This window comes from Maribacter sp. C-4077, from assembly GCF_055378385.1.
This window is the reverse complement of sequence record NZ_AP038807.1, coordinates 661,197-687,810: the sequence shown is the minus strand read 5'-3', so window position 1 is coordinate 687,810 and position 26,614 is coordinate 661,197. Positions and strand designations below refer to the sequence as shown.

At 43.1% G+C, this 26,614-nt stretch carries 24 protein-coding genes; 15 read left to right on the top strand and 9 right to left on the bottom strand.

All coding sequences use genetic code 11. The features are described from left to right. Window positions 1-24: 24 nt before the first annotated feature. Entirely contained in the window at window positions 25-1,275 is a 1,251-nt protein-coding gene (locus ACZ41C_RS03085; RefSeq protein ID WP_138259374.1) for a type IX secretion system plug protein, read from the bottom strand. 152 nt (window positions 1,276-1,427) lie between these two features. On the opposite strand from ACZ41C_RS03085, the gene ACZ41C_RS03080 reads away from it, so the two are divergent. The 8 genes from ACZ41C_RS03080 to ACZ41C_RS03045 all read left to right on the top strand — a co-directional run bounded on the left by ACZ41C_RS03080 (window position 1,428) and on the right by ACZ41C_RS03045 (window position 9,072). Next, complete coding sequence (locus ACZ41C_RS03080; protein ID WP_464564249.1) at window positions 1,428-2,780, top strand: Na(+)-translocating NADH-quinone reductase subunit A; 1,353 nt, start codon at window positions 1,428-1,430, stop codon at window positions 2,778-2,780. Window positions 2,781-2,783: 3 nt separating this feature from the next. After that, the gene (locus tag ACZ41C_RS03075) at window positions 2,784-4,046 is read left to right on the top strand and encodes an NADH:ubiquinone reductase (Na(+)-transporting) subunit B (RefSeq protein WP_464564247.1); all 1,263 of its coding nucleotides are present in this window, start codon (window positions 2,784-2,786) and stop codon (window positions 4,044-4,046) included. 2 nt (window positions 4,047-4,048) lie between these two features. Then, window positions 4,049-4,798: a Na(+)-translocating NADH-quinone reductase subunit C gene (locus ACZ41C_RS03070; protein ID WP_464564245.1), complete on the top strand. Its 750-nt coding sequence runs from the start codon at window positions 4,049-4,051 to the stop codon at window positions 4,796-4,798. A 1-nt stretch (window position 4,799) separates the two neighbouring features. Further along, window positions 4,800-5,447, top strand: a complete 648-nt coding sequence (locus tag ACZ41C_RS03065) for an NADH:ubiquinone reductase (Na(+)-transporting) subunit D (RefSeq protein ID WP_138259378.1) — start codon at window positions 4,800-4,802, stop codon at window positions 5,445-5,447. 22 nt (window positions 5,448-5,469) lie between these two features. Further along, the gene (gene nqrE, locus ACZ41C_RS03060) at window positions 5,470-6,231 is read left to right on the top strand and encodes an NADH:ubiquinone reductase (Na(+)-transporting) subunit E (RefSeq protein WP_464564243.1); all 762 of its coding nucleotides are present in this window, start codon (window positions 5,470-5,472) and stop codon (window positions 6,229-6,231) included. Between the two features lie 5 nt (window positions 6,232-6,236). Continuing rightward, on the top strand, window positions 6,237-7,544 hold the full coding sequence (gene nqrF / locus ACZ41C_RS03055; protein ID WP_138259380.1) for an NADH:ubiquinone reductase (Na(+)-transporting) subunit F: 1,308 nt from the start codon (window positions 6,237-6,239) through the stop codon (window positions 7,542-7,544). A 164-nt stretch (window positions 7,545-7,708) separates the two neighbouring features. Continuing rightward, window positions 7,709-8,074, top strand: coding sequence for a Na(+)-translocating NADH-quinone reductase subunit F (locus ACZ41C_RS03050; protein WP_138259381.1), 366 nt, complete (start codon window positions 7,709-7,711; stop codon window positions 8,072-8,074). After that, window positions 8,074-9,072: an FAD:protein FMN transferase gene (locus ACZ41C_RS03045; protein WP_138259382.1), complete on the top strand. Its 999-nt coding sequence runs from the start codon at window positions 8,074-8,076 to the stop codon at window positions 9,070-9,072. The genes ACZ41C_RS03050 and ACZ41C_RS03045 overlap by 1 nt, the downstream gene beginning before the upstream one ends. Here the strand turns inward: ACZ41C_RS03045 and ACZ41C_RS03040 are convergent, their stop codons facing one another. From ACZ41C_RS03040 to gpmI, 3 genes are all read right to left on the bottom strand, one after another. Next, entirely contained in the window at window positions 9,073-9,837 is a 765-nt protein-coding gene (locus ACZ41C_RS03040; RefSeq protein WP_138259383.1) for a class I SAM-dependent methyltransferase, read from the bottom strand. 71 nt (window positions 9,838-9,908) lie between these two features. Beyond that, on the bottom strand, window positions 9,909-10,727 hold the full coding sequence (map, locus tag ACZ41C_RS03035; protein ID WP_138259384.1) for a type I methionyl aminopeptidase: 819 nt from the start codon (window positions 10,725-10,727) through the stop codon (window positions 9,909-9,911). A 31-nt stretch (window positions 10,728-10,758) separates the two neighbouring features. Continuing rightward, window positions 10,759-12,279: a 2,3-bisphosphoglycerate-independent phosphoglycerate mutase gene (gene gpmI / locus ACZ41C_RS03030; RefSeq protein ID WP_464564239.1), complete on the bottom strand. Its 1,521-nt coding sequence runs from the start codon at window positions 12,277-12,279 to the stop codon at window positions 10,759-10,761. Window positions 12,280-12,508: 229 nt separating this feature from the next. Here gpmI and ACZ41C_RS03025 point away from each other — a divergent pair, with 229 nt between their 5' ends. Beyond that, complete coding sequence (locus tag ACZ41C_RS03025; RefSeq protein WP_138259386.1) at window positions 12,509-12,901, top strand: ankyrin repeat domain-containing protein; 393 nt, start codon at window positions 12,509-12,511, stop codon at window positions 12,899-12,901. Between the two features lie 284 nt (window positions 12,902-13,185). After that, a complete protein-coding gene (locus tag ACZ41C_RS03020; protein WP_154920678.1) occupies window positions 13,186-13,572 on the top strand; it encodes an ankyrin repeat domain-containing protein in 387 nt (128 codons plus the stop codon). Window positions 13,573-13,671: 99 nt separating this feature from the next. Here ACZ41C_RS03020 and ACZ41C_RS03015 read toward each other — a convergent pair whose 3' ends face one another. From ACZ41C_RS03015 to ACZ41C_RS02995, 5 genes are all read right to left on the bottom strand, one after another. Beyond that, on the bottom strand, window positions 13,672-13,839 hold the full coding sequence (locus tag ACZ41C_RS03015; RefSeq protein WP_464564236.1) for a DUF6747 family protein: 168 nt from the start codon (window positions 13,837-13,839) through the stop codon (window positions 13,672-13,674). A 160-nt stretch (window positions 13,840-13,999) separates the two neighbouring features. After that, window positions 14,000-14,767, bottom strand: a complete 768-nt coding sequence (locus ACZ41C_RS03010; RefSeq protein WP_464564234.1) for a M48 family metalloprotease — start codon at window positions 14,765-14,767, stop codon at window positions 14,000-14,002. Between the two features lie 40 nt (window positions 14,768-14,807). After that, window positions 14,808-15,536, bottom strand: a complete 729-nt coding sequence (locus ACZ41C_RS03005; protein ID WP_464564232.1) for a M15 family metallopeptidase — start codon at window positions 15,534-15,536, stop codon at window positions 14,808-14,810. 161 nt (window positions 15,537-15,697) lie between these two features. Further along, window positions 15,698-16,858, bottom strand: a complete 1,161-nt coding sequence (locus tag ACZ41C_RS03000) for a gliding motility-associated C-terminal domain-containing protein (protein ID WP_464564230.1) — start codon at window positions 16,856-16,858, stop codon at window positions 15,698-15,700. A gap of 3 nt (window positions 16,859-16,861) precedes the next feature. Next, window positions 16,862-21,277 (bottom strand): beta strand repeat-containing protein, encoded by a 4,416-nt coding sequence (locus ACZ41C_RS02995; RefSeq protein ID WP_464564228.1) that lies wholly within the window; start codon window positions 21,275-21,277, stop codon window positions 16,862-16,864. Window positions 21,278-21,665: 388 nt separating this feature from the next. Between ACZ41C_RS02995 and ACZ41C_RS02990 the strand changes: the two genes are divergently transcribed. The 5 genes from ACZ41C_RS02990 (at window position 21,666) to ACZ41C_RS02970 (ending at window position 26,608) form a co-directional block, all read left to right on the top strand. Beyond that, window positions 21,666-22,409: a hypothetical protein gene (locus ACZ41C_RS02990; RefSeq protein WP_464564226.1), complete on the top strand. Its 744-nt coding sequence runs from the start codon at window positions 21,666-21,668 to the stop codon at window positions 22,407-22,409. Continuing rightward, window positions 22,399-23,172 carry a hypothetical protein gene (locus tag ACZ41C_RS02985; protein WP_464564224.1) on the top strand — a complete coding sequence of 258 codons (774 nt, stop codon included), beginning with the start codon at window positions 22,399-22,401 and terminating at the stop codon, window positions 23,170-23,172. Before ACZ41C_RS02990 ends, ACZ41C_RS02985 begins: the two co-directional genes overlap by 11 nt. A 140-nt stretch (window positions 23,173-23,312) precedes the next feature. Next, on the top strand, window positions 23,313-23,819 hold the full coding sequence (locus tag ACZ41C_RS02980) for a DUF6702 family protein (RefSeq protein WP_464564222.1): 507 nt from the start codon (window positions 23,313-23,315) through the stop codon (window positions 23,817-23,819). 60 nt (window positions 23,820-23,879) lie between these two features. Continuing rightward, window positions 23,880-26,189, top strand: a complete 2,310-nt coding sequence (locus tag ACZ41C_RS02975) for a M1 family metallopeptidase (protein WP_464564220.1) — start codon at window positions 23,880-23,882, stop codon at window positions 26,187-26,189. 80 nt (window positions 26,190-26,269) lie between these two features. Beyond that, on the top strand, window positions 26,270-26,608 hold the full coding sequence (locus ACZ41C_RS02970; RefSeq protein ID WP_138259478.1) for a Sec-independent protein translocase subunit TatA/TatB: 339 nt from the start codon (window positions 26,270-26,272) through the stop codon (window positions 26,606-26,608). Window positions 26,609-26,614 lie beyond the last annotated feature (6 nt).

The window sequence follows — 26,614 nt, the reverse complement described above, 5'->3', positions numbered from 1 at the left end:
TTAGATTACAGGGACCCGATAAAATCAGTTACTGATGTTTCTGGAATTTGCGGAGCCCACTCCTATAATACTATCGTAAAGGTCTCCAAAATTTCTGTAATATACCAAGATCATGTAGTTGTTTTCCGTAAAATGAAAATTTCCGCCAACGGTATTCAAATTTATTTTGCCAGCTTCGTTTTTTGTAACGTATTTATAATTGTAAAAACCTTGCTTCAAAATCAAGGTGGCTTCCATCATTCCGTTATTCTCGTTGTAGGTCATTTTATTTTCCTCGGATAGGGCATAGTTATTGAATTTCCCAAAAATGTATACATCGTCAAGTCCTAATGCTTCTGTATATGGTAGGCTGAAATGGACCTTGGTGTATTCCGCTTCCCTAGAGGCATCGTCCCCTTGCAAGGTCCTAACCACAAAGTCCCCGTTGATATCCGGAAAGTAGGTGTAGGGTTCATTCGCCCTAAAATTGTCACTGAATAGATAATGATTGTAAAGGCGATCCCCTATTTCTATTCTTGCGATTTGGGAACTCGGGGCCCTTAGGTCACTGGTGTCGAACAACAAATATTCATTGCCCCCAAAAAATGCGGTTTCCTGATCATACCGGTACACCAGTTCAGCCCCCAAGGTGAACTGTGGCTTTATATTGTAGATGGCATTTTCCCAATAATTGTTTTGGATAATGGCAACTTTGACTTCCTGTTTTGGATTTACCAATTGAAAATTACCTGGATTGATCCTAAAATGAACCACCTGCTTTTCATTTAAAAAGTTGAAATCCCGCGAACGCTTTACCTCGGCACCAACTTTTACGACATCCTTATAAACCATGAACCTTCTTGAGAATTGGAGCTCGTAACTACTGTTGTAGATTTCGATTAGGTAGTTACCGGTAACCCTTAAACGTACATTTTCATTTGGTATGGTAAGCTGATAGTTGGAATAGGTCTCCAACGTTGTGTAGCTATTTTCGTAATTTATGATTCGTTGATTATCGATACCGTCCAGATATTGGGATTTAAGAAGGTCCGATGGGGTCCAGTCATAATCACAATGGACTATTTTATAATAATAATCCTGTTCGTTTGCCAATAGGTCATCGAATTCCAATCGAAGGGTTTCCCCAATCTGAACTACAGGAAATTGATCGTCCGTAGGTCCTCTAAATATGACCGACTTAATATGGTCCGGGGGATTGATTTCCTCTTGTATCTGGGCCAACGCGCCTTGAATACAGAGAAGGCCAACAATTATTTGTTTAAGGAAAAATCGCATTTAACAATTAATATTTGGGTTAAAGGTAAACAAAAAGGATGCCTAAAAAATTTACCTCGATAGAATGCCTAATTTATGGTTAATTATTATGAAAACTTTTCATTTAGTAGTAAATTCGCAGCAAATTTTGTTAACCTAAGGTCTACAATAATATGTCAAAAGACATTCGAATTAAAAAAGGACTGGACATCAATTTGGTAGGAGCTTCCGAGTTGTCTACTTCAAAAGCCGTCCTAAGCAATGTTTACGCAATAAAGCTTGATGATTTTCACGGAATAACTCCTAAAATGTTGTTGAAGGAAGGGGCCGAGGTAAAAGCTGGAGAGCCATTGTTCTACAGTAAAGCCAATGAGAAAATGTTGTTCGTTTCTCCGGTAAGTGGTGAATTGGTGGAAATTGAGAGGGGCGCGCGTAGAAGGATACTCAGGTTGAAGATTTTGGCCGATAAGACCCAAGAAGTTGTTGAGCACAAAAAACTGGATCTGGTAAAGGCCTCTGGTCAAGATATTAAGGCTGCCTTATTGAAATCCGGCTGTTGGCCTTTCGTAAAACAACGTCCCTATGATGTTATAGCCGACCCTAACACTACTCCAAAAGCTATCTTTATTTCTGGCTATGCCACGGCTCCATTGGCCGCTGATTTGGATTATGTTTTGAAAGGCAAGGAGGAGGAGTTGCAGACAGCGATAACTGCTTTAGGTAAACTTACTCCCGGAAAAATACATGTTTCCGTGGGTGCTTCCGGAAATTCGCCATTGTCGGGTTTAAAAGGAATCGAATTACATACAGTATCCGGCCCACATCCTGCTGGATTGGTCGGGACACAGATAAACAAAATTGACCCTATTAACAAAGGCGAGTTGGTTTGGACCGTTTCTCCCCAAGATTTGGTCATCATCGGGGAGTATCTCAATACGGGTAAATTCAATGCGGAAAGAATCGTGGCATTGGCTGGATCGTCCGTTAAATCTCCTAAATATTATAGTACTAAAATCGGTGCTGAAATCTCTACGTTCCTCTATGCTAGTGGTGTAAACGATGAAAACTTTAGAGTCATTAACGGTGATGTGCTAACCGGATCCAAAAGTGCCCCAGATGGTCATTTAGGTTTTTATAATAATACGGTTACTGTGATTCCGGAAGGTAATGATTATGAGTTGTTCGGATGGAACAAGCCTGTGTTTAATAAAGTTTCAACTACCAGGGCCTTGACTTTTTCTTGGTTACAGCCTAAAAAGAAATATGATTTGACCACAAACACTAATGGTGAACATAGGGCATTTGTGGTAACAGGGCAATATGAGGAAGTTTTTCCAATGGATATTTTTCCCCTACAATTGCTAAAAGCATGTATGGTGAAGGATTTGGATGAAATGGAACAATTGGGGCTTTATGAAGTTGCACCTGAGGATTTTTCTCTAACTGAATTCATTTGTATTTCCAAACAACCCCATCAAAAAATTATTCGTGAAGGATTGGATTTATTGCAAAAAGAAATAGGATAAGATATGAGTTTAAAAAGTAAAATGCATGAGTTGAAAATGAAGTATCAAGGCAAAAAGATGGCGCCTGCTTTCAATGCCTTTCATACTTTTTTGTTCACTCCCAATGAAACTACCCATGGCGGTACGCATGTAAAGGCTGCTGACGACTTAAAGAGGACCATGAACACTGTGATAATGGCGCTTATTCCTGTGTTGCTGTTTTCCATGTTCAACGCGGGCTATCAGCATTATGCAGCCATTGATGCGGCCAATGGAACTCAAAGGTCATTGTCTTTTTTCGAAAACTTTTTGACATGGGACAATTTCTGGATTGGCATAATCAAAGTTTTGCCTTTGGTCGTTGTTTCCTATGGGGTAGGACTTATTGTGGAATTCATTTTTGCCGTAATTAAAGGGCATGAGGTCGAAGAGGGTTATTTGGTAACCGGAATGTTGGTTCCCCTGATTGTTCCCGTTGATACCCCGCTGTGGATGTTGGCCGTTGCCGTCGTTTTTGGAGTTGTAATTGGCAAGGAAGTATTTGGGGGTACCGGAATGAATATTTTGAACCCTGCCCTAACAATACGCGCATTCCTGTTTTTCGCGTATCCTACATGGATGAGTGGTGATAAGGTTTGGGTGCATGGTGCCGTGGAACGAGCAGGTGGTCCGGATGCCATTTCAGGTGAAACAATCTTAGGTTCCTTGGCCCAAAATGCCGAGGTGAGTTATTCAGTGTCCGATATGTTTTTCGGTTTTATTCCGGGTTCTGTTGGCGAAACTTCCACACTTTTGATATTGATTGGAGGCCTCTTTTTGATTTTCAGTAAGATTGCCAGCTGGAGGATAATGCTTAGTGCCGTAATTGGATCTTTGGTTATGGGTCTAATTTTCAACCAAGTGGTCGAAATGGGTTGGATTACCGAAACCAGTAAGTTTTATGGTTTAATGAGCTTTGAATTTTGGAAGCATCTGATCGTGGGCGGTCTGGCTTTTGGTATTGTTTATATGGCCACTGACCCTGTTACAGGTTCCCAAACCAATCGCGGTAAATGGATATATGGCTTCTTCATTGGTTTTATATCTGTAATGATTCGCGTTTTCAATCCCGCCTATCCAGAAGGTGTCTTCTTGGCGATATTGTTGATGAACGTGTTCGCGCCGACCATCGATCACTACGTGGTACAGGCAAACGTAAAAAGAAGAATGAAGCGATTTAAGAATGCCGTTGTACTACCAAAAGATACGGACGGTAAGGCTGAAGAATTAAAAGTAGAAACGGTTTAATTATGGCAATAAATACAGATAAAAATGTGTACACCGTGGTTTTTGCCTCGGTCATGGTGGTCATTGTAGGTTCAATACTTGCTTTTCTAGCTACAGGATTAAGCGGTAGGATCAACGAAAATATGCGTTTTGAGAAACAGCAAAATATACTCTATGCCATGGGTGTCAATGAAAATGCTGACGAAGGAAGCGTTAATTTTGTCCCAACAGATGAAGTTGAGAGTGAGTTCTCCCAATACATAACCGAGCAAATTGTTATCAAAGGGGATGAGGTCGTTGAAAACAAGGAGGCTTATTTGATTGATATGAAAAAGCAACTAGCCATGGCTAAAAAGGGTCAAACTCCGGAGTTGCCATTGTTTATCGGTGAAAAGGAAGGAAGGAAATTTTATGTGATTCCCATGTACGGAAAAGGTCTTTGGGATGATATCTGGGGTTACATCGCCTTGGATAGTGAAATGGTAGTTCAAGGGGTATTCTTTGATCATAAAGGGGAGACTCCCGGATTAGGAGCCAATATTAACCAACGCTATTTCATGGATGACTTTTCAGGTGAAAGTATTATGGATGGTACTAGGTATGCGGGTATAAATGTTGCCAAAGGAAACAATGATCCCCTGAACAATGACAAGGACGATAATGAAGTAGACGCTTTGGCAGGTGCAACCATTACCGGCAACGGAGTTGCGGCTATGATTAAGGAGACCGTAAATCTATACAAAGATTATTTACAAACTATTAGAACCAATTAATATGGCACTTTTATCAAAAAAGGATGCGAATCTTATAAAAGATCCCCTAGCGGATAACAACCCGATTACTATTCAGGTATTGGGTATCTGTTCGGCTTTGGCAATTACCGCAGAACTAAAGGCTTCCGTGGTTATGGCTATTGCGGTTATGTTCGTTTTGGGTGTGGGGAACGTAGTTATCTCGGCTATGAGAAATATAATCCCTTCCAAGATTAGAATTATCGTACAGTTGATAGTGGTAGCCACCTTGGTAATCGTAGTGGATCAGGTGTTAAAGGCATTTGCTTATCCACTAAGTAAAACACTATCCGTTTTTGTAGGATTGATTATTACCAACTGTATCATCATGGGACGTTTTGAAGCCTTTGCCTTGGGAAATGGTCTATGGAGATCATTCTTGGATGGAATAGGGAACTCCTTGGGTTATGGAATTATTTTGGTAATCGTAGGTTTCTTTAGGGAACTTTTGGGCTCAGGAACCTTATTTGGATTTCCAGTTTTGGGAGATCCAATTGAAAAGACCGGTCTTTATTCCATTGGCTATGAAAACAATGGATTCATGATTATCCCTCCTGCGGCCCTCATTGTTGTTGGAATTATTATCTGGGTGCAGCGATCTAGAAATCCTGCATTGGTAGAAGAGAATTAAGAATACACTTACACCCAATATTATGTTAGAGCATATAGAATTATTTTTTAGGTCCATTTTTATCGATAATATGGTATTCGCCGTATTCTTGGGGATGTGTTCCTATTTGGCGGTTTCCAAAAAAGTGGCCACGGCCGTAGGTCTTGGGGCAGCGGTCATTTTCGTACTTGCGGTAACGGTTCCCATGAACTGGCTCTTGGATAAATATTTATTACAAGATGGAGCATTGGCCTGGTTGGGACCTGAGTATGCTGATTATAACCTAAGCTTTCTTTCCTTTATCTTGTTCATTGCTACCATTGCAACCATGGTACAACTTGTGGAGATCGTAGTGGAAAAATTCTCACCGTCACTTTACAATTCCTTGGGAATTTTCTTGCCGTTGATTGCTGTAAACTGTGCCATACTTGGTGGATCACTTTTTATGCAGTCCAGGCAAATAGAAACTTTTGGGTTGGCGTTTAACTACGGATTAAGCTCCGGTATCGGTTGGTTTTTGGCCATTTTAGCCATCGCGGCCATCCGTGAAAAAATCCGTTATTCCAATGTTCCAGCACCATTGAGGGGATTGGGGATAACCTTTATCATAACCGGATTAATGGGAATTGGTTTTCAAAGTTTCGGTGGTATGTTGACCGGTGGGGATGACGCAGCCGAAGATGCTCAGGAAACCGTAAATATCGAAACTCCAAAGAGCGAAGAAAATGAAGTGACCAACCAAGAGGTAACTGAAAATAATTCTGAGATCGACAAAAAGGAAATCTCCTATAACGACGTAAAATAATTAGCATGATTTTAGCTGCAAGCACAGGCGGAACAATATTGATTACAGTAGTCGCTTTTTTAATTCTACTGATGATATTAGTGGCTTTATTATTGTTCACCAAGGAAAAATTATCCCCTTCAGGTCCCGTAACCATTACAATCAATGGTGAAAAAAAGATAGAAGTGGGATCGGGTAGTTCTTTACTTTCTACATTGGGAAATCAGAAAATATTTTTACCATCCGCTTGTGGTGGTGGTGGAACTTGTATTCAATGTGAATGCCATGTGCTATCCGGCGGAGGTGAAGCACTACCGACCGAGACACCTCATTTTTCAAAGAAGGAACTGAATCATGGAGCCCGTTTGGCCTGTCAGGTGAAGGTAAAACAGGATATGGAAATTACCATACCTGAGGAGGTATTCGGTATTAAGAAATGGAATGCCAAGGTGGTCAGAAACTACAATGTTGCCTCTTTCATCAAGGAATTCGTGGTTGAGATTCCCGAAGATATGAATTATAAGGCTGGTGGTTATATTCAGATAGAGATTCCGGAGTGTGAAGTCAAATATGCGGATATCGATATCACGGCCCACCCAGAGGAACATGAAACTCCTGATAAGTTCAAGGCAGAATGGGATAAGTTCAATCTATGGCCTTTGGTGATGAAAAATCCGGAAACGGTAGAAAGGGCCTATTCAATGGCTTCCTACCCGGCTGAAGGACGCGAAATTATGCTGAACGTCCGTATTGCCACACCGCCATGGGATCGCAATAAAAATGGTTGGATGGATGTAAATCCCGGGATTGCTTCATCTTACATATTTAACCTGAAGCCAGGTGACGACTGTATTATATCAGGTCCTTACGGAGAATTCTTCATAAATGAATCAGATGCCGAGATGTTGTATGTTGGTGGAGGTGCAGGAATGGCCCCGATGCGTTCCCACTTATATCACCTTTTCAAAACATTGAAGACAAAAAGAAAGGTATCGTATTGGTATGGAGGTAGGTCTAAGCGAGAGTTGTTTTACTTAGACCATTTCTACCAGTTGGAAAAGGAGTTCCCAAATTTCAAATTTTATTTAGCCCTTTCCGAGCCTTTGGAAGAGGATAATTGGAAGGTCAAGGAAGATATCGATGCACCAGGGGACGGCTTCGTTGGATTTATTCACAATTGTGTGATCGACAATTATTTGAGTAAGCATGAGGCACCCGAGGATATTGAACTTTACTTCTGTGGTCCCCCGCTAATGAACAAAGCGGTTCAGAAAATGGGCGAGGATTTTGGTATTCCTGATGAAAACATTCGATTCGACGATTTCGGAGGCTAGTAAAAAAGGAAAACAAGAATATGTAAAAACCGATATGCATGCATGTCGGTTTTTTTTGGGGTGGGATTTATCGGTTCTTCGTAATCGGAAAAACACATAGTTCATTACCTTTAGAAATGCCATTGAAAATAACTTTCAAATAGGAGAAATAAAACTTTGAATACATGCAACCATTATCGGAACAGGAACTTCATAATTTAGCCATGAATTTGGTGGGGAAGCAGCTTGTGGAAGATGGATACGAATTTCTAGCGGTCAACAGTGAACTTCGAAAGAACCCTCAATTCGTTTGTATAAAGGAAACAAAAATGAGTTTTGTGGTGGTGAAGGCCATTGAGTACCCAGGAGATCCGCAAGATTTGGATTTTTTTAGGGCCGATTTAAACAAAATGAGGGACCATGCCTTAAAATTTGAAGCGAAAACCTTTTATGCGCCGGTGGGCTTGGTAAATGCAAAGGATTACAATCTACCGGTGTACCTGAACGAGGAATATATCGTGGATTATGACGGTTTAATTGAAATTGAATAATGGGTAAATGGATGTGTTTGGCAGGAGTGCTCCTACTATTCTCCTGCAGGGGAGGGATTGTTAGGAATCAGACTAGGGGAGAGGCCCTTGGAACTACGTACAATATTATTTATTTGGGGAATGAAAAGCTTGACTTCCAAGCTGAAATCGATTCCGTCTTCACAGCGGTCAATAAATCCTTATCGACGTATATTCCTGATTCGGATATTTCGAGAATAAACCGGGGTGATAGCCTGGTTGTAGTAGATCAAATGTTCCAAGAGGTTTTTGAGCTTTCCAGAAAGGTACACAAACAGACCAAAGGATATTTTGACCCAACGGTAGGTACTTTGGTAAACGCATGGGGCTTTGGGCCTGGGCAACAGATTTCCATGGATAGCCTTACCGTGGATAGTTTATTGCAATATGTAGGCTTCAATAAAGTATCCATTTCACCTCAGAATAGGGTCATTAAGCAAAACCCGAATATTTATTTCGATTTTAATGCCATCGCCAAAGGATATGCAATTGATAGGTTGGCCGTTATGTTGGACAAGAAAGGTATTGAGAATTACTTGGTGGAAGTTGGTGGGGAAGTAGTGGCAAAAGGGATTAACCTTGAAAAGGAAAAACCCTGGGTGGTGGGTATCGATGATCCCCAAGCGGAAATGGGCAGACGAATGAAATTGTTGATAAATATGTCCGATAGGGCTTTGGCTTCCTCCGGAAATTATCGGAAATACAGGGTGGATAGTATTTCTGGAAAAAAATATGTCCATACTATTGACCCTATCACAGGTTACACTAAAAATTCAAATACACTGGGGGTGACCATTCTCGCGAATGACTGTGCAACGGCAGATGCCTACGCCACGGCATTTATGGCGATGGACCTGCACGAGGCCTTTAAAGTCATTAATTATAACAAAGACCTTGAAGCGTATATTATTTATTTGGATGAAAAGGGAGTTACCCAAGAATTTCTCACCAAAGGATTTAAGGAACTTTTGGTGGAATAGTTATTTTTTGACCAAAGGGATAATTTCTCCCTGGGCCAATCTGTATTTATCGACGTCCTCTGGGGGCATTTTAGAGGTCATGTCTATTTCGTAAACCCTAAAACCTACAGACTTTAACTTTTCAAAAAAGTCCCTACCATAGATGCGTACATGGTCGTATTGACCGAATATTCTAGCCCTTTCTTTTTTGTCCGTGATGGAATGGTCTTCAAAAGTTATTTCCCTACTTAAATCTTGGGGTATTTGGAAAACACCCCAACCGCCCGGTTTCAAAACCCTAAAAAGTTCATTTATGGCCTTGGTGTCATCTGGAATATGCTCCAGCACGTGATTGCAAAGAATAACATCAAAACTGTTACTTTCAAAAGGTAGGTTGCAGATGTCGGCTTTAACATCGGCCAAAGGGGAGTTTAGGTCGGTTGTGGTATACGCAAGATTTTTCAGCTTTTTAAATCTTTTATAAAAGGCCTGTTCCGGGGCAAAGTGTAATACCTTTAGGGTATCCTGAAAAAAATTGGTGTCGTTTTTCAAAAAAAGCCATAAAAGTCTGTGTCTTTCCAATGAAAGGGTAGAGGGAGAAAGCACATTTTCCCTAGGATTTTCATAACCATAGGGAAGGAAACTACGGAATGTTTTCCCATCTATGGGATCTTGGTACGTATTCCCGGAATAGTAAAAGGACAATATAGGCCGTACCCAATAGCTGAGCTTGATAAGCACTGGTCTTGGTATAAGGTTCAGAAAAAATTTGAAAATTTTCTTCATCTACCCGAAAAGCGAGCGTTGGTATTTTCCAATAGAAATCGGATTGTCTCTAAATTGCTCTTTAATAATATTTAAGATTGTAGCTTAGCCTGCCTAAACTCAAGCTCCTCATCTGATACAATACCCAGAGCATCATAAATGTATTGGAATGTGGATAGCAGCTCTGGTTTTCCGTTTACAATGGCCACATTATGCTCAAAATGCGCACTGGGTTTTCCATCTGCAGTGAGAATGGTCCATCCATCCTTAAGCTGTCTAATGTTTTTTGTCCCCATATTGATCATAGGTTCAATGGCCACCGTCATACCTTCTACAAACTTTTTCCCGCGCCCTCTTTTTCCATAATTGGGCATTTCCGGACTTTCATGCAGTTTCTTGCCCAGTCCATGGCCAACAAGTTCACGTACCACACCATACCCATGGCTTTCACAATAATTTTGAATGGCAAAACCTACATCGCCCACCCTGTTGCCTACTTTGAATTCGCGAATACCAATGTAAAGCGATTCCTTGGTCACTTTCAATAATTGCTTAACCTCTGGGGCCACTTCGCCAACTTCAAAGGTATACGCATGATCCCCATAAAATCCATTTTTTAGGGCACCACAGTCCACCGAAATAATATCCCCATCTTTAAGCGGTTCACCATTTGGGATTCCGTGGACTACTTGTGCGTTTGGGCTCATGTTCAAGGTATTTGGGAAATCGTACATTCCCAAAAAGCCTGGGGAAGCGCCGTGGTCCCTAATAAAGGTTTCTGCCAATTTATCCAAATAAAGGGCATTGACTCCTGGTTTTATTTCCGATGCCAACATGCCCAATGTTTTGGATACGATTAGGGCGCTCTCGCGCATGAGTTCTATTTCCTCTGCCGATTTTATTTTTACCATAAGTGCAAAAGTACGCTTATTTTGGATTAAGCTAGTCCACCAAGGATTTTTGGGTCATAAAGGGGGATTGTGCTACACCCATCAATTTTAAAATGGTGGGGGCGATATCCCCAAGAACACCGTCCTTGATATGCTTAACATCCTTGTCTACCAGAATTAATGGTACAGGATTGGTGGTATGGGCGGTATTGGGTGTTCCATCCGGATTTATCATCGTCTCACAATTTCCATGATCGGCAATGACCAACACGGAATAGTCGTTTTCGATGGCTGCGGTAATAACATCCTTGGCACATGCATCCACCGTTTCACAAGCTTTTATCGCTGCCTCCATAACCCCGGTATGGCCAACCATATCCGGATTGGCAAAATTGAGGCATACAAAGTCAACTTCCCCTTTTTTAAGTTCTGGTACAATGGCGTCCCGAATATCGTAAGCACTCATTTCCGGTTGTAGGTCGTAGGTGGCTACCTTTGGAGAAGGACATAACAGCCGCTTTTCTCCTTCAAAGGGTACTTCCCTACCACCGCTAAAGAAAAATGTCACATGGGGGTATTTCTCTGTTTCCGCAATCCGTATCTGGGTCTTGCCGGCATTAGCAAGTACTTCTCCCAACGTTTCTTTTATATTTTCCTTGTCGTATACTACATGGACGCCTTTGAAGGAATCATCGTAGTTGGTCATGGTCACGTAGTAAAGATCGAGTTTGTGCATGTTTTGCTCATGCATATCCTCCTGACTGAGCACTTGGGTAAGTTCCCTACCTCGGTCCGTTCTAAAATTGAAGAATATGACAACGTCGCCCTCTTTGATTTGCCCAACAGGATGGCCTGAATCATTGACCATAACGATGGGTTCCACAAATTCGTCCGTAACATTGTTGTCATAGCATTTTTGAATGCTTTGAACAATATCCATGGATTTTTCCCCTTCGGCATTGACCATTACATCATAGGCTTTTTTTACCCGTTCCCAGCGTTTGTCACGGTCCATGGCATAATACCTACCAACAACGGATGCCAATTGCGCATTTGTTCCTGAACAGAACGAAACCAAATCCTGCAAAAATCCTTTACCACTTTTGGGATCTACATCCCTACCATCCGTAAAGGCATGGATAAACATATTTTTTACTCCGGATTCCGAACCTGCGGATATAAGCCCCTTCAAATGGTCAATATGGCTATGCACCCCACCATCACTCAAAAGACCCAAAAAATGAATTGGTTTATCGTTCGTATTCGCATATTGAAAGGCATCCTTCAGTGCCGGTTCGTCCTTTAAGGAATTCTCCTTCACGGCCAAATTAATTTTTGCCAAGTCCTGATAGACGATTCTACCCGCTCCTAAGTTCATGTGCCCTACTTCGCTATTGCCCATTTGCCCCTCCGGAAGCCCAACGTTCATCCCGTCCGTGAGTAAATTCGCATTGGGATAATCTTTATATAAACTGTCGATAAAAGGGGTGTTGGCCTTGTCAACTGCCGAAACTTTAGGGTCTGGAGATTTGCCCCATCCATCCAATATCATTAAGATAACTTTCTTGTTCATCTGTAGGTCGTTAAATAGTGTGTGTCAAAAATACTAGGATTCCCTAAGTATAACTAGAACTTGAATACTCTTTTTGCAAGAGAATGCGGAATTGTTAGAGAGTCTTACCTTAATTTGCGGCTTTTGTTAAAATTTAGTTATATAACTGTTAATCCTGTAACATAAGCTTATAAGGCACGTCTATAAATATATAAAAACAATCTATTCATCAATTAAAAATTCATTCATCATGAAAAAAACAATCCTAACGTTGTCCATGGCGGTTATGTTCGTGGGCACTGGTCTTTTGGCCAACGCTACGCCAATCAAAAATCAAATCAAATTGGAAAAAAGCAAAGCGAACTATGACCTTAGTTCTTTTTGTAAAGCGGTCATGCAGGGAGACATTGAAACCGTGGAGCGAATGATAGAATTGGGAGAGGACGTTAACAAAAAATCCTTGGGCATGACTCCCGCAATGTTCGCTGCACGTTACAACAAAGCGGAAGTACTTCAATTGCTTATTGATCACGGGGCCGATTTATCCGCAAAGAGTGACCAAGGATACTCCGTGGCCAAGTATGCGGAACTTTCAAATGCCACCGATGCACTTGCTGTTTTGGAGGGCGCTAGCGGTAGCTAAGGTGCAACAAACCATCAATCAAAAGACGAAAGGCCTGTTCCTTTATTGGATGGAACAGGCCTTTTTTCTTTCCTAAAAATGATGTTTTGTTTAATGGTCGGCCAAAAACGAACGGTCATATCCAATTTTTTTAAAAAGGGAATTGCGATTATAAGCGCGGTGTTAAGAAAAAGTTTCCCATTGTTAATTTTTTATTATTGTTTTCTTAAAATGAAATATCCGTAAAATAAGATGTTTAATTTTACGGATATTATAAAAATGCATAACAATTTAATAACCTTATTATGAAAAAAATAATTGTATTAACCATGTCATTGGGAGTTTTGGGTTTTTCCAGCTCCTATGCAAAAGTCCATGCAGACGCCCCTAGAAACCATACAATCGTGACGCCCGTAAACGATAATATCAGTTCATTATGTAAAGCGGCCATGCAAGGGGATGTGGACAAAGTAAGAAGCTTGATCGCCACCGGTGAAAGCGTAAACGAAAAGTCCTTGGGTATGACACCTGCCATGTACGCGGCAAGGTACAACAAAGCGGAAGTGATGAAGGTATTATTGTTGAACCAGGCCAATTTGAACATAAAAAGCGACCAGGGCTATACGGTAAAGGAGTATGCGGAAATGTCCAAGGCTACGGATGTATTGGAAGTACTAAATTCCAATTCTTAATTTATTGGTATTATTTGAATTAGAAAAAGGCCCATCGAAACCGATGGGCCTTTTTATTCATAATATACTCTAAATAGTGTTCAAGTAAAAGAGTACCAATTAAAAATCAAAACCGTTTAAAGCCCTATGCGTGAAGGCATAAATGGCCATAAATAACATCAGGGCGCAGAATACTGAATAGACCTTTAAGATCACCACCAATATTTCCGGTTTGCAGTTTTCAAATGCGCCAACATAAAGATTCTTGAAGTGTGTAAGTGTTCCCATTATAGTGTCTTGTTTAGATACCAATAAACATCGGCATGTATTACTAAATCAAAGCTATAAGGGTCAAATTTTAGTAGTTAAAGCGATTCGGGAAGAATAAATATAGTAAAAAGGATAGGGCAATTAGTATATAAATCCGATTATACGCAAAATTTAACGTTTAACCTTCGTTCCTATATTTTTCTATGGCTTCCCTTATTTTTTCGATCCTGTTTTCCGGGTCGGGATGTGTACTCTGAAATTCAGGGACCCGGTTTGGCCCGGCGGCCGCCTTTAATATTTCCATGACCTTGATCATTTCATTGGGGTCATAGCCGGATTGTATCATGAACAAAACGCCCAGTTCGTCACTTTCCAATTCGTCGTCCCTACCATTGGTCAAAAGGGTATTCTGTCCAATGCTGCCTACAATATCGCCCATATCCGCACCTACGGAGGCTCCCATCGTCACTGTTTGCCAGAAGGTACTTTCCGCGATCCGTTCGGCGGAATGCCTACCAATCACATGCCCAATTTCATGGCCCAAAACCCCCGCAAGTTGGGCCTCGTTCAATTGGCTGAATAGGGCATAGGTAATAAAACACTGTCCGCCGGGCAAGGCAAATGCATTGATCGTGCGGTCATCGGCCAACAAGTGAAAATCGTATTTATAGGGTGTTTCTTGGGCGATGCTGTTATTCACCAAACGGTTTCCAACGGCATCCACAAAGGATTGTAATTTTTCATCGGGGTAGAGTCCGCCGTGCTGTTGGGCCATTTCCGGAGCGCTTTGCAATCCAATGGCGATTTCCTGCTCCGGGGACATGTTAATGGTTTGGGTACGGCCAGTATAAGGGTTTTCCTCCTTGTTGTTGCATTTTTGGATAAAGGCGAAAGCCACTATGGCCAAACCGATAAAAATTCGGATTTTCCAACTTCCTCTTCTCATAATGTTAGTGTTCTATAGTAGAACCTAATATACAAAAGAGTTACAGAAGTGCTCTATTGATGTCCAAAATATTGTTTTGGATATAACTGCGCAAAAAGGCCCGTGTAAAGTGTTCCGCGCCATAAAACTCCTCTTTTTCAAGTAGGGCTACCACATTGATGCCCCGGTAGGCTTCCAACATGGGTATGGACAAAGGAGCGTAGCTATAATGCCAGGGCTCATACTTGAATCCCCTTCTTTTTGGGTCGTCCGTATAGACCAAGTAATAACCATAGGTTTCTGAATTCTCGTCCATCCATAACTTAAAGTCCTCATAAGGCCCGCCGTTGCCAAATTTTTCAGGGTCGAGCACATCGCCGTCCACCTTTCTATAGCCGTCGATAATATCGGCATCGGTGCCCCAATGGTGCCTGCTGGTCCCGGGAATGGTCGAATATTCGATTATTTTTTCAATGGCCGCCATGGGTTCCATACCTTCATCGGTATAGGTAATGTACTTGCGTTCAAAAATACCTTCCTGTCTGCTGAAATCCCGGAAACTGGAAACTATTTTCAGGTCGATGCCATCTGAATAGGCCGCCTTTTTCATTTCCAAAAAAGCGTCGTGCGCTTCTTTTCGAAGGTTGATATCCTTTCCAAATAGTTCAATGTTCGCCTTTCCCATCAATTCTGCCGTGGAATAGCCCATGTCCTGCATGATAAGGTTTGGAAGCAAGGAAAGCCCCAAGGCAGCTCCGCTACTTTTTTGGATAAAGGATCTTCTCTTCATTTTTTGTTTTTTTCCGATGGGTTAACGATACCCACTAAAATTACTTAAAAATAGTGTGCGGACCGATTTTCATCGAACAACACAATGAATACATAACGTACAAAGCCTTCGAAATATTACCTTTTTTATTTCTGAAATAGCAATTGGGAAAGATTACGAAACTATCTAGCGAGGTATAAAAAGCCTTGGTACTTCAAATCAAGGTCCAACATGTCTATCGTGTAAAAATAAACCCCAATGGGTAGGCCATCTTCCCGACCGAATACAATGTTGCCAACATTGGAAAACCCTTCGAATTCATCCACGTAGTTCGCCTGTTCAAACACTTTTAGCCCAAAACGATCGTAGATGCGCACCATATTGTTGGGCGATTCCGCCAATTCCTCCACAAAAAAGCGGTCGTTGATACCGTCCCCGTTGGGCGAAACAAAAAAGTTGTCCAAGGTGAGCACCTCTTTTTCCAAAGGTTCAAAAGGTATTTGCGACACGCCAAGGGTTATGATTTCATAATCGTTGGGAACAAAGGTCGCCGAGGTTGTAAACCCCTGCTCCAAATCGCCCGTAACAAAAGTGGCCTCCAAGTTGATCCACCGTTGGGACACTTTGCTCCACCCCACGGGAATGATGGTCGTGGCATCATCGGTTAGGTTGGCCATGTTGCTTTCCCGGTTCCAAGAGATGGAAATGGTGGAAGGAACGCTGCCTTCCAAACGCCAAAATTCCATATTGGAAACGGCGGCAATGTCCACGTCCAATACCTCAATGTTGAAGTCGCCCGGTATGACCGACTGTGAACCCGGGTTCTGGAAAAAATAGGCACATTTGGCAAAGAGGTTGACGCTCTCGGAATTTAGGGTAAGGGGCCGTAAAGCCTCATTGCTCCCCACCGGAAACATTAAATCCTGTTTGTTCGTAATGGCGGCGTAGCCGTTTATTTTCCGCAGGTTGTCCTCCCCATTGTAAAAGGCATCGGACAAGAAATTATAGTACACGGCCGGGTTCGCTTTTGGGGTAAAAACATCCCCGAAAATGAAATTGGTGTTGTTGCCAGTATCCAGACCCAAAGTGAGAATAAGGTCGTTTTCTACCGCTACCTCCACATCATAGAACAGCGGCACCACTGTGCCAAAGACCGAGATATTGTCCCCGTAAAACCCAACAAGCCCGCGGTTTTCATCAAATGGGGCATCGTTGATGAGGTCGGTGTGAAAACCTAGTGTACCCCCGTCATGGATACGAAGGTTCCCGTTATTGTACAGGGCCGTTTGGGCAGTTAGACCTCCCAATCCAAAAAGTACCGATATGAAAACAAGAATTCTCATGGGTTATTCTTTTTTGGAGAGCATTTTTTTGATGGCCTCCACTTGGGTTTTTAATGCTTCCAGCTCTTTGGAAAGTTCCAAATTTTCTTCCCGTAGCCCTTCTATCTTTTTCTCCTGTTCTATGGTATGAAGGAAGAGCTCTTCGATTTTTTCGAGGTTTTGAAGGTTGGAAGTTCCCAAATCCCAAATACCATCCTTTCTAACTTCTTCTGCCGATTTAATACCTGGCAAGTGATGATTCTTCCTTAAAAATTCTTCAATTTCATTTAAGGTAATGAAATTATAAGATGGATCAATTATTGAAAAACCTTTAAAATATTTTTCAAATACATAATCTGGATGCTGATCAATTGCTCCCTTGAAAAAAGAACCAGCCCCTGCGGCCACAAAATTACCAGTTCCGGTTGTTTGAATGTTACTAGTTGTAGTTATTATATTTCCTCCAAAATCAGGATTGATTTTCGAACCATCTATGGCTGCACCAGGAGCTATATCTTCATTTATTATGGTTCCATTTAAAATCTTAGCAGTTTCGACGGAGTCATCAGCTAAATCATCCGCGTTAATACTAGCATCAATTATTCTTGCGGAATTTATAGAATTGTTTGCGATGCTCAATGGTGTGCCCGTCTGTCCATCTCCATCGAGTGTGGCATCGGAGATTACCGCACCTGCGGTCGGTGCCGCCCATGTAGCGACTCCACCTGCTGTTGTCAATACCTCCCCGTCGGCCCCTGGCGCAATCTTGCCCTCGGTCACGTTTGCGTCAAGGATATTGGCCGTTTCAATGGCATTCGCTGCGATGTCTGCGTTTATGATTGTCCCGTCGACTATTCTTGCCGAGGTTATTGAATTGTTTGCGATGCTCAATGGTGTGCCTGTCTGTCCATCTCCATCGAGTGTGGCATCTGAGATCACCGCACCTGCGGTCGGAGCCGCCCATGTGGCGATTCCACCTGCCGTGGTCAATACCTCGCCGTCTGCCCCGGGAGCGATTTTGGCCTCTGTGACATTGGCGTCCAGAATGTTCGCTGTTTCAATGGCGTTCGCTGCGATATCGGCGTTGGCGATTGTCCCATCCACTATTCTTGCCGAGGTTATGGAGTTATCGGCAATGCTCAAGGGTGTGCCGGTCTGTCCATTTCCATCGAGTGTGGCATCTGAGATTACTACACCTGCAGTCGGTGCCGCCCATGCGGTGGCACCAGCTACCGTGGTCAATACCTCCCCGTCTGCCCCTGGCGCAATCTTGCCCTCAGTCACGTTTGCGTCAAGGATATTGGCCGTTTCAATGGCGTTCGCTGCGATGTCTGCGTTTATGATTGTCCCGTCGACTATTCTTGTCGAGGTTATTGAATTGTTTGCTATGCTCAATGGTGTGCCAGTCTGTCCATCTCCATCGAGTGTGGCATCTGAGATCACCGCACCTGCGGTCGGTGCCGCCCATGTGGCGACTCCACCTGCCGTGGTCAATACCTCCCCGTCTGCACCGGGAGCGATTTTGGCCTCTGTGACATTGGCGTCCAGAATGTTGGCTGTTTCAATGGCGTTTGCAGCGATATCTTCGTTGGCGATTGTGCCATCCGCTATCCTTGCAGAATTTATTGAATTGTCCGCGATACTAAGAGGTGTTCCAGTTTGCCCATCGCCTGTAAGCGTGGCATCAGTATTTACGGTTCCTCCCGTGGGAGCATCAATCCAGTCCGTTTCAGTACCTGTTGAAGATAATATTTGGCCCGGAGTTCCGGCATCACCATCTTTATCCAAAAGTAGGTTGTCCAAGGTTAGACTTTGAAATATAGTAACGTTCGTATTGCCTCCGTCTTCCTCTATTCTTAGGGCTTCCTCTCCACCAACTGAAAAGCCAATTTCATCTGCGGCTGGTCTAAACATACCCGTATTGGCATCATCCCCTGTACTAAAACTATATGCTGGTTCTGCTTCTGTTCCTCCTGTTGAAGAAAATTGATTACCTCTAATTTCACCTTCTACATCAAGTTTTCTGTCGGGGGTATTTGTCCCAACTCCAAGATAATTGTTCGCAGTGTCCCAAAACAATTGTACATTATTCTCAGTAGGCGCACCAGTTGCATCGGCAAAAAATATTGATCCGGTAATACCTGTTAAACTTCCGGGTACATCCTGCCATGCCACCCCGGTTCCGGTAGAGGTCAAAACTTGCCCATTTGTTCCAATGGCATTTGTATTATCGGCTACCAATCCACCCAGTTGTAGACGTTCGGGAACCAAAACATTCGTGGTTCCGGCTGTATTTGTAACAGTCAAAGCCCTTATATTTCCAGCCGTAAGACTTACCAAATCCGGGGTAAATTCATCAAAATGTAGTCCCGTATCCAAATCGCCATTAAGATAAAAACCTAGGGGACTAGCTGTTGCGAAACCATTACTCAAAGTAGTTCCATCTACATGTAATGCTGCGGAGGCATTAAAAGCAGGGTTCTGTGAAATCCCAATGGTTCCTGTTCCAATAAAAGTTAGGGCATTGGCACCAAAATTGTAAATGCGATCTTCATTGTCTTGGGTAAGATCGTCAGTTGCCAAATTAGAAATTGTTAAGGTATTGTCAGCCCAGATAACATCAGTGCCATCGGTTGTAAGGATTTGTCCATCCAATCCTTCAGCTATTTTTTCTATGGTTACGCTATTATCTGCCAAGTCTTCCGTAGCAATGGACAAATCAGCGATTTCTGCTGAAGTAACGGCGTCTACTGCAATGGTTGCCAAACCGGTATTATCCATGGAAATATCACCGTTTAATACTCTTTCTTGTGGTAAGTCCGTGACATCACCTATCAATATGGTGCCATTTGTTAATGCCGGAATACCGGTACCATCCGTTCTATCATCGGCTGTAATCCAACCTCCTATACCTGCATTGGCCGTAGCATCCCATTTAATTATTTGACCGTCTGCTGCCCCATTTTGATTGATATCTTCCAATAAAATAGTGCCATTGGTAATTTGAGCTGAACCAATAGTACCTACTGTAAATTCATTTCCTAAAGTTCCATCTCCCGTAATTGTAATTTGATCGGCTAATTCAGTAGAACCCCCACCACCTCCAAGGGCTGCGTCGATACCGGCCAAGTGCGCCTCAACGTCTGGAGTTCCTGCTGAGTAGTTAGTTGGCGTTGCTGTTACCTCCACCTCACTTGCATTCTGATCGTCAGTATTGTCAAGGTACGGGCTGAGGTCAATCGGAGTCGCCGCCGCGTTGTTTGTAATCGTAAGTATGTCGGTGGTAAGTTCCAGGTCCTGAATCTCGTTGGTCGCATCATTATCTGGGTCAGCATAAAATGCACCGGCATTATTTACGATTAGGTTACCTGGCTGCGTACTTACAATATTTCCTCCAACTCCCGTTATTGCACCATCCACATAAGCTTTGGTTACAGCATCTTGGTCATCCACTGGTGTACCTATGTTTTTGATTAATAAGCCACCCGCATCGTTCCCGTCCGCTAAAACTTCATTGATATTTTGAAGTTCGTTATCGGGTTCGGCATCCGCATCGTTAACGTTTAAGGTAATTTCATTGCCATTCAGAATTGCAATATTTCCAGGGGTATCGTCCGTTGAAATTGTTTGGTTGTCCGTACCGGCATTGTTAAAAAAACTCAAATCGATTTCATTACCATTTTCAATCTGCAAACGGTTATCCGGCGTTAGTGTTAAGGTTTGATCATCTGACCCTACCAAAGCCTCCAAATTGATACTATTGCTCCCTAAGCCCGTCGCCGGCACAATGGCCAAGGTATTGGTATCCTTGTCAAAACTCAGCTCATAAACGTCGTTCTGGTCTTGCCAAAATACAGTCCCGTTGATATCGGTGGCGAGCACGTGGTTGGGTACGCTGGACCCAATATCACGGGGCAGAATGGTTCCGTCTATGATCGCATCAGAATCCACGGATTCCGTTGCCAGTTCATCCGGGCCTACGGCCGCATCCCCCAGTTTGTTCCTTCCAATGGAGTTATCCTGTATATCCACGCCATTAATACCACCATCGGCAATTTGTTCCGTACGTATACTGTTGGTTGCCACTTCCAGGTTGTAGTTGCCCTGGGTCTGGGTAATGGCAATGGTACTTCTAAGGTTTTCAATGGGATCGTTCGTAATGGTAAAGCTTACGGCATCGCATAGGTTTACCCATTGGGCGCCATTGAAATAATGGATGCATTCCGTATCCGTGTTATAGACCATACCCCCGCGCTGTGGGGCAATGGCCTCCATCTGGGCCGTGCTTACCTTGGAAATGACCAACACCCTGGAATTGCTTTCCAATTCCAATAAGGAGCTCGGGTCTAGGGTCTGTGGATTGTCGCCAATTTTTATCTGTGCCATGGCTACGGAATTAATCATTGACAAAACAAGGGATAGGATACTGAGACGTTTCATATAGCGCTATTTGACTTGAAAATAGTGGAAAAACAAAAATAGGATTATCTCTAGGCCAAACCTTTTTTTATAGTTAAAAAGATAGCCCGTACGGTTAAAAGGTACATTAATTCGGTTTAAGGGAACTTAATAATAGTATGTATAGGCCGAGCGGTTTGGATGCTTCCCAAGGAAACCCACGTAAACTATCTTGGAAAAAGCCCATAAAATATGTGAACGAAAGATATTTGTCATATCATGGCGAGCTTCGGCACATGGAATCCCTCCTACGACCCAATAAATTAACAAAAGTTTATTTGCTGGATTTTTTTTAAAATGTGCACATGTACGTAATTTATGAGCACTAAACAGGACTTGTGTATCTTTGACAAGTTCATACTTATATATTATGGCCAAGAGTTTACTTGCAGCGCTTTTGTTCTTTTCCACCTTTTATTCGTATGCCCAAGACGATGGTAGAAGAATTATTTACGGACACGTTTTGTATAAAAATGTGGACGTGCCCAATGAATACGTAATCAATTCTACCAGTGAGGAGGCCACGGAAACGGACGAGGACGGCGAGTTCGCCATTCGGGTGAAGGAAGGTGACGAGTTGGTATTTACGGCAGTAAACTACCAGTACCAGATTGTAAAGATTACGCCGGAGATTCTGGAAAAAAATAGAATCATCGTGACCGTAAACGAAAAGATTACGGAACTGGACGAGGTGGTTGTCACCCCCGAAGACGAGGAGCGCTTTTTGCAATTGCGGAACGAGGAGTTCAAAGAGGTGGAATATGAAATTGATAGGGGTACGGAAGTTGAAAATATCGCCCTTTCCCAAACGGACCGTGGCATGCAAGACGGACTTAACTTTGTGAACATCTTTAAGGCCATATTCAAGGCCAAGGCAGATGCGCCCGATGAAGGCCCGCAGGTAGCGGTGAGCGATGTGCTACGCAGGATCTATGACAATCGCTTTTTTATGGAGGACCTGCAATTGCAACAGAGTCAGATCGAACCCTTTTTGACCTATTGTGACCAAAAATTACCCGCACGGTCCCTCTTGCGCAAGGAGAACGAATTTCAATTGATCGATTCCCTTGTGAATCTCAGTAAATCTTTCCGAGAGACCTCGAATGAGGAGTGAGTTCCTTTTAGTGTTCATTTTTCCCGCTCTCGTTTTTTCACAAACCGGGGAAACCAAAAATTTGGAAGGTAGGGTTACCAGTAGGGATGGTGATGTCGCCGCCACGCACGTGTTGAACATCAGCACGCAAAAGGCCAGTATCACGGATGTCAATGGGTTTTTTAGCATCCCGGTGCGTGTGAACGATACCTTGGTTTTTTCGGCCGTCCAGTTCAAGAAAAAACAAATTGTAATCACACCCGCTATTTTTGGCAGTTCCAATATAGAAGTGCCCTTGGACGAGGCCTTGGAAGAATTGGACGAGGTGGTCGTTACCCCGTACAACCTATCCGGGGATATTTCCAAGGACCTGAAAATTTTGAATACGCAGCCCGTAGTAACTGCTTCCACCTTGGGCCTGCCAAATGCTTTTGTAAAAGTTCCTACCAAGGCGGAGCGGGAATTGTACGAGGCCACCTCGGGAAGCATAGGTATACCTTTGAACCCTATTTTGAATGGAATTTCCGGAAGGACCAAATTGCTTAAAAAACGTGTAGCGCGTGATAATCTGTACAGCCGTACCGGTCGGGTTCGGGAATTTTATGCGGATTCCCTCTACCAAACGGAACTGAAGATTCCCAAGGATCGAACGGATGACTTTTTTTATTTTTGTGAAGTGGATTCCGCTTTTCAAACCATAGTGGATAGCCATGACCTGATTCGGATTTGGGAATATCTTGAGCGAAGAAGTTTGGTCTACCGAAAGAACAATGATCTGGATTAGCGCCTTTTTGGCATGTCCTTTGCTCAAATGCAATAAAAATGTGAAACCCTCATCGAGGGATTTGTTATGGCAAGTCCAATACCACTACAGAAGGAAATGTTTAAGAATAAAGCTATTGACCTAATAAAAAAGCAAGAAAAGTGAAGAACCTTAAAGAAGGACTGTTTCTTTTTATCCTACCCTTACTGGCCTTTACGGCTGCCCATAAATTTTACATTAGCGTAACCAATGTGGGGTATTCCGAAAAGGACGATGCCCTTCAGGTCATTACCCGTGTTTTTTTGGACGATATGAACGCTGTTCTAAAGGAGCGTTATGGTATCGATACACAGTTGGGCACGGCAGCTGAATCCGAGATGGACCGGGAGTATTTGGAGAAGTACCTTCGCTCCAAATTCATTGTTGAAATTGACGGCAAAAAGGTGGAGTATACCTTTTTGGGCAAGAAATACGATACGGATATGGTCATCTGTTATATAGAAGTTCCCAAGATAAACCTCCCTGAAGTTTCTACCATTGCCATAACCAATGAAGTCCTTACGGATTTGTTCGACGATCAACAGAACGTGGTCCATTTCAAGATCAACGGTCAAAAGAAGAGTTTCGTCCTCATAAAATCCGATACTAAAGGAATGTTAAATTTGTAACGTATGTTAAGAAATTCTTTTAAAAACTTTAATTTCCCGCGCATTAAAATGAACACTAAAATGAGACTATTCAAGTACACTTTTGCCTCGCTCTTGTTTTTGGTAGGCGCCGTTTCCTTCGCACAGGAAACCGAGCAACAGAAAAGGGAGCCAGGCCATTACAACCAGAGCAAGTTCAAGCAACTGTATGAGGAATTTGCAACCCCAAATAACTATCGTTCGGCTTCGGGTGCTCCGGGTCCGGATTACTATCAGCAACAGGCGGATTATGTAATGGACATTACCTTGGACGATAAGAATGCCAAAATCTATGGTGAAGAGACCATCACCTATACCAACAACTCCCCAGATGACCTTGAGTACCTTTGGTTGCAATTGGATCAGAACGTGCGTGCCAAGGATTCCAAGGCACCTTTGCGAAACGGTGGGGGAGTTCCCCTGGCCGAACAGCCTGGCTCTTTCGCTTCCCAATATATGGGTGAACCCTTTGACGGTGGCTTCAATATTGACTATGTGAAGGACGCGTCGGGAAAGGCCTTGCCCTACACCATCAATTTTACCATGATGCGCGTGGATATTCCAACACCTTTAAAAAGTGGTGAGCAATATACCTTTTCCGTAAAATGGAACTACAACATTCCCGATCATACCGTAAACCGTGCGCGTTCCGGCTATGAATATTTTCCTAAGGATGGTAACCGCGCCTATGTCATAGCCCAGTTCTTCCCTAGAATGGCCGTATACAGTGATGTAGAGGGATGGCAGAACCATCAGTTCTGGGGTAGTGGTGAGTTCGCCCTAACTTTCGGAAATTACGAGGTGGATATTACCGTGCCCGCGGACCATATTCTGGACGGTACGGGAGTGCTCCAAAATCGCAAGGAGGTCTATACCAAGGAAATGATGCAGCGATACGAGAAGGCTACCAAATCCTATGATAAGCCCGTAATCATCGTAACCCAAGAAGAGATAGAGGCCGCTGAAAAGGGATTTTCAAATAAAACAAAGACTTGGAAATTAAAGGCCGAAAACGTTCGTGACTTTGCATTTGCCACCTCCCGAAAGTTCATTTTGGACATGCAGGCGGTAAAGATTGGAAATAGGGACGTCATGGCGGTATCCATGTACCCCAAGGAAGGGAACCCATTGTGGGAGGAATACTCCACCAAGGTAGTTGCCCATACCTTAAGGTCCTATTCCGCACATACCTTTGATTATCCGTATCCCAAGGCCATCTCCGTTCACGCAAAGAATCAGGGAATGGAATACCCCATGATTTGTTGGAACTATGGTAGGCCCAATGAGGACGGAACGTACTCGGATAGGGTAAAATACGGAATGATGAGCGTGATTATCCATGAGGTAGGTCATAATTTCTTCCCCATGATCGTTAATTCCGATGAACGCCAGTGGGGCTGGATGGACGAAGGTCTGGATACCTTTATGCAGTACATGGCGGAGCAGGAATTTGGGGAAGCCTACCCCGAAGCCATTGCCCCCAACGATAAATATCCATCCAGAAGGGGCGACCCTGCCAAGATAGTTCCCTATATGAGCGGGGACCAAAGTACCATTTCGCCTATCATGTCCAATCCGGAGAACGTGTACCAGTTGGGTCCAAATGCCTATGCCAAACCGGCAACGGCTTTGAATATTCTAAGGGAAACCGTGATGGGAAGGGAATTGTTCGACCACGCTTTCAAGACCTACGCCCAAAGATGGATGTTCAAGCACCCAACCCCAGAGGATTTCTTTAGGACCATGGAAGATGCCTCCGCCGTGGACTTGGATTACTTTTGGAGAGGTTGGTTCTATACCACGGATTATGTGGATATTGGAGTAAAAGGTATCAAGAAGTACTATGTGACGGACAAGCCCACCAAGAAAATGCAGGAATATATGGCGGCCCGTAACATGACCGAAGCCGATCTCCCACCCTTGGTATATCTGGCCGAAGAGGATAGCGAGGATTTTGACCCCAATCTGAAAGGAAAATCACCTTCAGAAAGTTCCCAGACCCTAAAGGAGTTTATGATGGACAATATGACCGCCGAAGAAAGGGCTGCCGTAAAGGAGCCAAAATATTTCTATGAGATCACGTATGATAAGCCGGGAGGAATCCCCATGCCGCTGATCGTAGAGTATACTTATGCAGACGGGACTACGAAAAATATTACCTACCCAGCGGAAATCTGGAGAAAGAACGATGACGAGGTGAGCATAGTTGTCTCTTCTTCCACCGAACTGACAGGTATCGTGGTAGACCCAAAAATGGAAACGGCGGATATCGATACCACTAACAATTCCTGGCCGAAAAAAGAAGAACAAAACGACTTTGATCAGTTCAAGGAAAATATCAAGGGAAAATAATCCACTATAATTTTGAAAAAAAGCCCTGTTCTTTAACAGGGCTTTTTTATTGCGCATCCAAACTTGATTATATTTGTACTATGATTTCAACGTATTTTTTATTCATTAGTGGTGCCGAAATATTCTTCATCCTATTTATTGTGGTGATGGTTTTTGGAGCCGATAAGATTCCGGGCATTGCCAAGGGATTGGGCAAGGGTATGCGACAGCTTAGGGACGCCACGGATGATATCAAAAGGGAGATCCAACGCAGTGCGGATAAACAAGGAATAGATACCAGCGTCATTACGGATATCCAAAAGGATATTAACGATGTCAAAAAGAGTATTGACACTGGCATTACCAAGGACATTAAAAAGGAGTTTGGTGAGGTCGGTAAGAAAATTGGCGACGTATCCGGAACCGTTAAAAGAAAGTAGCCGCGT

What these genes read in the sequence shown, in the direction of transcription:
- ACZ41C_RS03000 (WP_464564230.1), bottom strand. Translation starts at nt 16,858, where the DNA reads ATGAGAATTCTTGTTTTCATATCGGTACTTTTTGGATTGGGAGGTCTA.
- ACZ41C_RS02990 (WP_464564226.1), top strand. Translation starts at nt 21,666, where the DNA reads ATGGCCAAGAGTTTACTTGCAGCGCTTTTGTTCTTTTCCACCTTTTAT.
- nqrF (WP_138259380.1), top strand. Translation starts at nt 6,237, where the DNA reads ATGATTTTAGCTGCAAGCACAGGCGGAACAATATTGATTACAGTAGTC.
- ACZ41C_RS02995 (WP_464564228.1), bottom strand. Translation starts at nt 21,277, where the DNA reads ATGAAACGTCTCAGTATCCTATCCCTTGTTTTGTCAATGATTAATTCC.
- ACZ41C_RS02975 (WP_464564220.1), top strand. Translation starts at nt 23,880, where the DNA reads ATGAGACTATTCAAGTACACTTTTGCCTCGCTCTTGTTTTTGGTAGGC.
- ACZ41C_RS03070 (WP_464564245.1), top strand. Translation starts at nt 4,049, where the DNA reads ATGGCAATAAATACAGATAAAAATGTGTACACCGTGGTTTTTGCCTCG.
- ACZ41C_RS03065 (WP_138259378.1), top strand. Translation starts at nt 4,800, where the DNA reads ATGGCACTTTTATCAAAAAAGGATGCGAATCTTATAAAAGATCCCCTA.
- ACZ41C_RS03075 (WP_464564247.1), top strand. Translation starts at nt 2,784, where the DNA reads ATGAGTTTAAAAAGTAAAATGCATGAGTTGAAAATGAAGTATCAAGGC.
- ACZ41C_RS03005 (WP_464564232.1), bottom strand. Translation starts at nt 15,536, where the DNA reads ATGAAGAGAAGATCCTTTATCCAAAAAAGTAGCGGAGCTGCCTTGGGG.
- ACZ41C_RS03025 (WP_138259386.1), top strand. Translation starts at nt 12,509, where the DNA reads ATGAAAAAAACAATCCTAACGTTGTCCATGGCGGTTATGTTCGTGGGC.
- map (WP_138259384.1), bottom strand. Translation starts at nt 10,727, where the DNA reads ATGGTAAAAATAAAATCGGCAGAGGAAATAGAACTCATGCGCGAGAGC.
- ACZ41C_RS02970 (WP_138259478.1), top strand. Translation starts at nt 26,270, where the DNA reads ATGATTTCAACGTATTTTTTATTCATTAGTGGTGCCGAAATATTCTTC.
- ACZ41C_RS03015 (WP_464564236.1), bottom strand. Translation starts at nt 13,839, where the DNA reads ATGGGAACACTTACACACTTCAAGAATCTTTATGTTGGCGCATTTGAA.
- ACZ41C_RS03050 (WP_138259381.1), top strand. Translation starts at nt 7,709, where the DNA reads ATGCAACCATTATCGGAACAGGAACTTCATAATTTAGCCATGAATTTG.
- ACZ41C_RS03020 (WP_154920678.1), top strand. Translation starts at nt 13,186, where the DNA reads ATGAAAAAAATAATTGTATTAACCATGTCATTGGGAGTTTTGGGTTTT.
- gpmI (WP_464564239.1), bottom strand. Translation starts at nt 12,279, where the DNA reads ATGAACAAGAAAGTTATCTTAATGATATTGGATGGATGGGGCAAATCT.
- ACZ41C_RS02985 (WP_464564224.1), top strand. Translation starts at nt 22,399, where the DNA reads ATGAGGAGTGAGTTCCTTTTAGTGTTCATTTTTCCCGCTCTCGTTTTT.
- ACZ41C_RS03080 (WP_464564249.1), top strand. Translation starts at nt 1,428, where the DNA reads ATGTCAAAAGACATTCGAATTAAAAAAGGACTGGACATCAATTTGGTA.
- nqrE (WP_464564243.1), top strand. Translation starts at nt 5,470, where the DNA reads ATGTTAGAGCATATAGAATTATTTTTTAGGTCCATTTTTATCGATAAT.
- ACZ41C_RS03045 (WP_138259382.1), top strand. Translation starts at nt 8,074, where the DNA reads ATGGGTAAATGGATGTGTTTGGCAGGAGTGCTCCTACTATTCTCCTGC.
- ACZ41C_RS03040 (WP_138259383.1), bottom strand. Translation starts at nt 9,837, where the DNA reads ATGAAGAAAATTTTCAAATTTTTTCTGAACCTTATACCAAGACCAGTG.
- ACZ41C_RS03010 (WP_464564234.1), bottom strand. Translation starts at nt 14,767, where the DNA reads ATGAGAAGAGGAAGTTGGAAAATCCGAATTTTTATCGGTTTGGCCATA.
- ACZ41C_RS03085 (WP_138259374.1), bottom strand. Translation starts at nt 1,275, where the DNA reads ATGCGATTTTTCCTTAAACAAATAATTGTTGGCCTTCTCTGTATTCAA.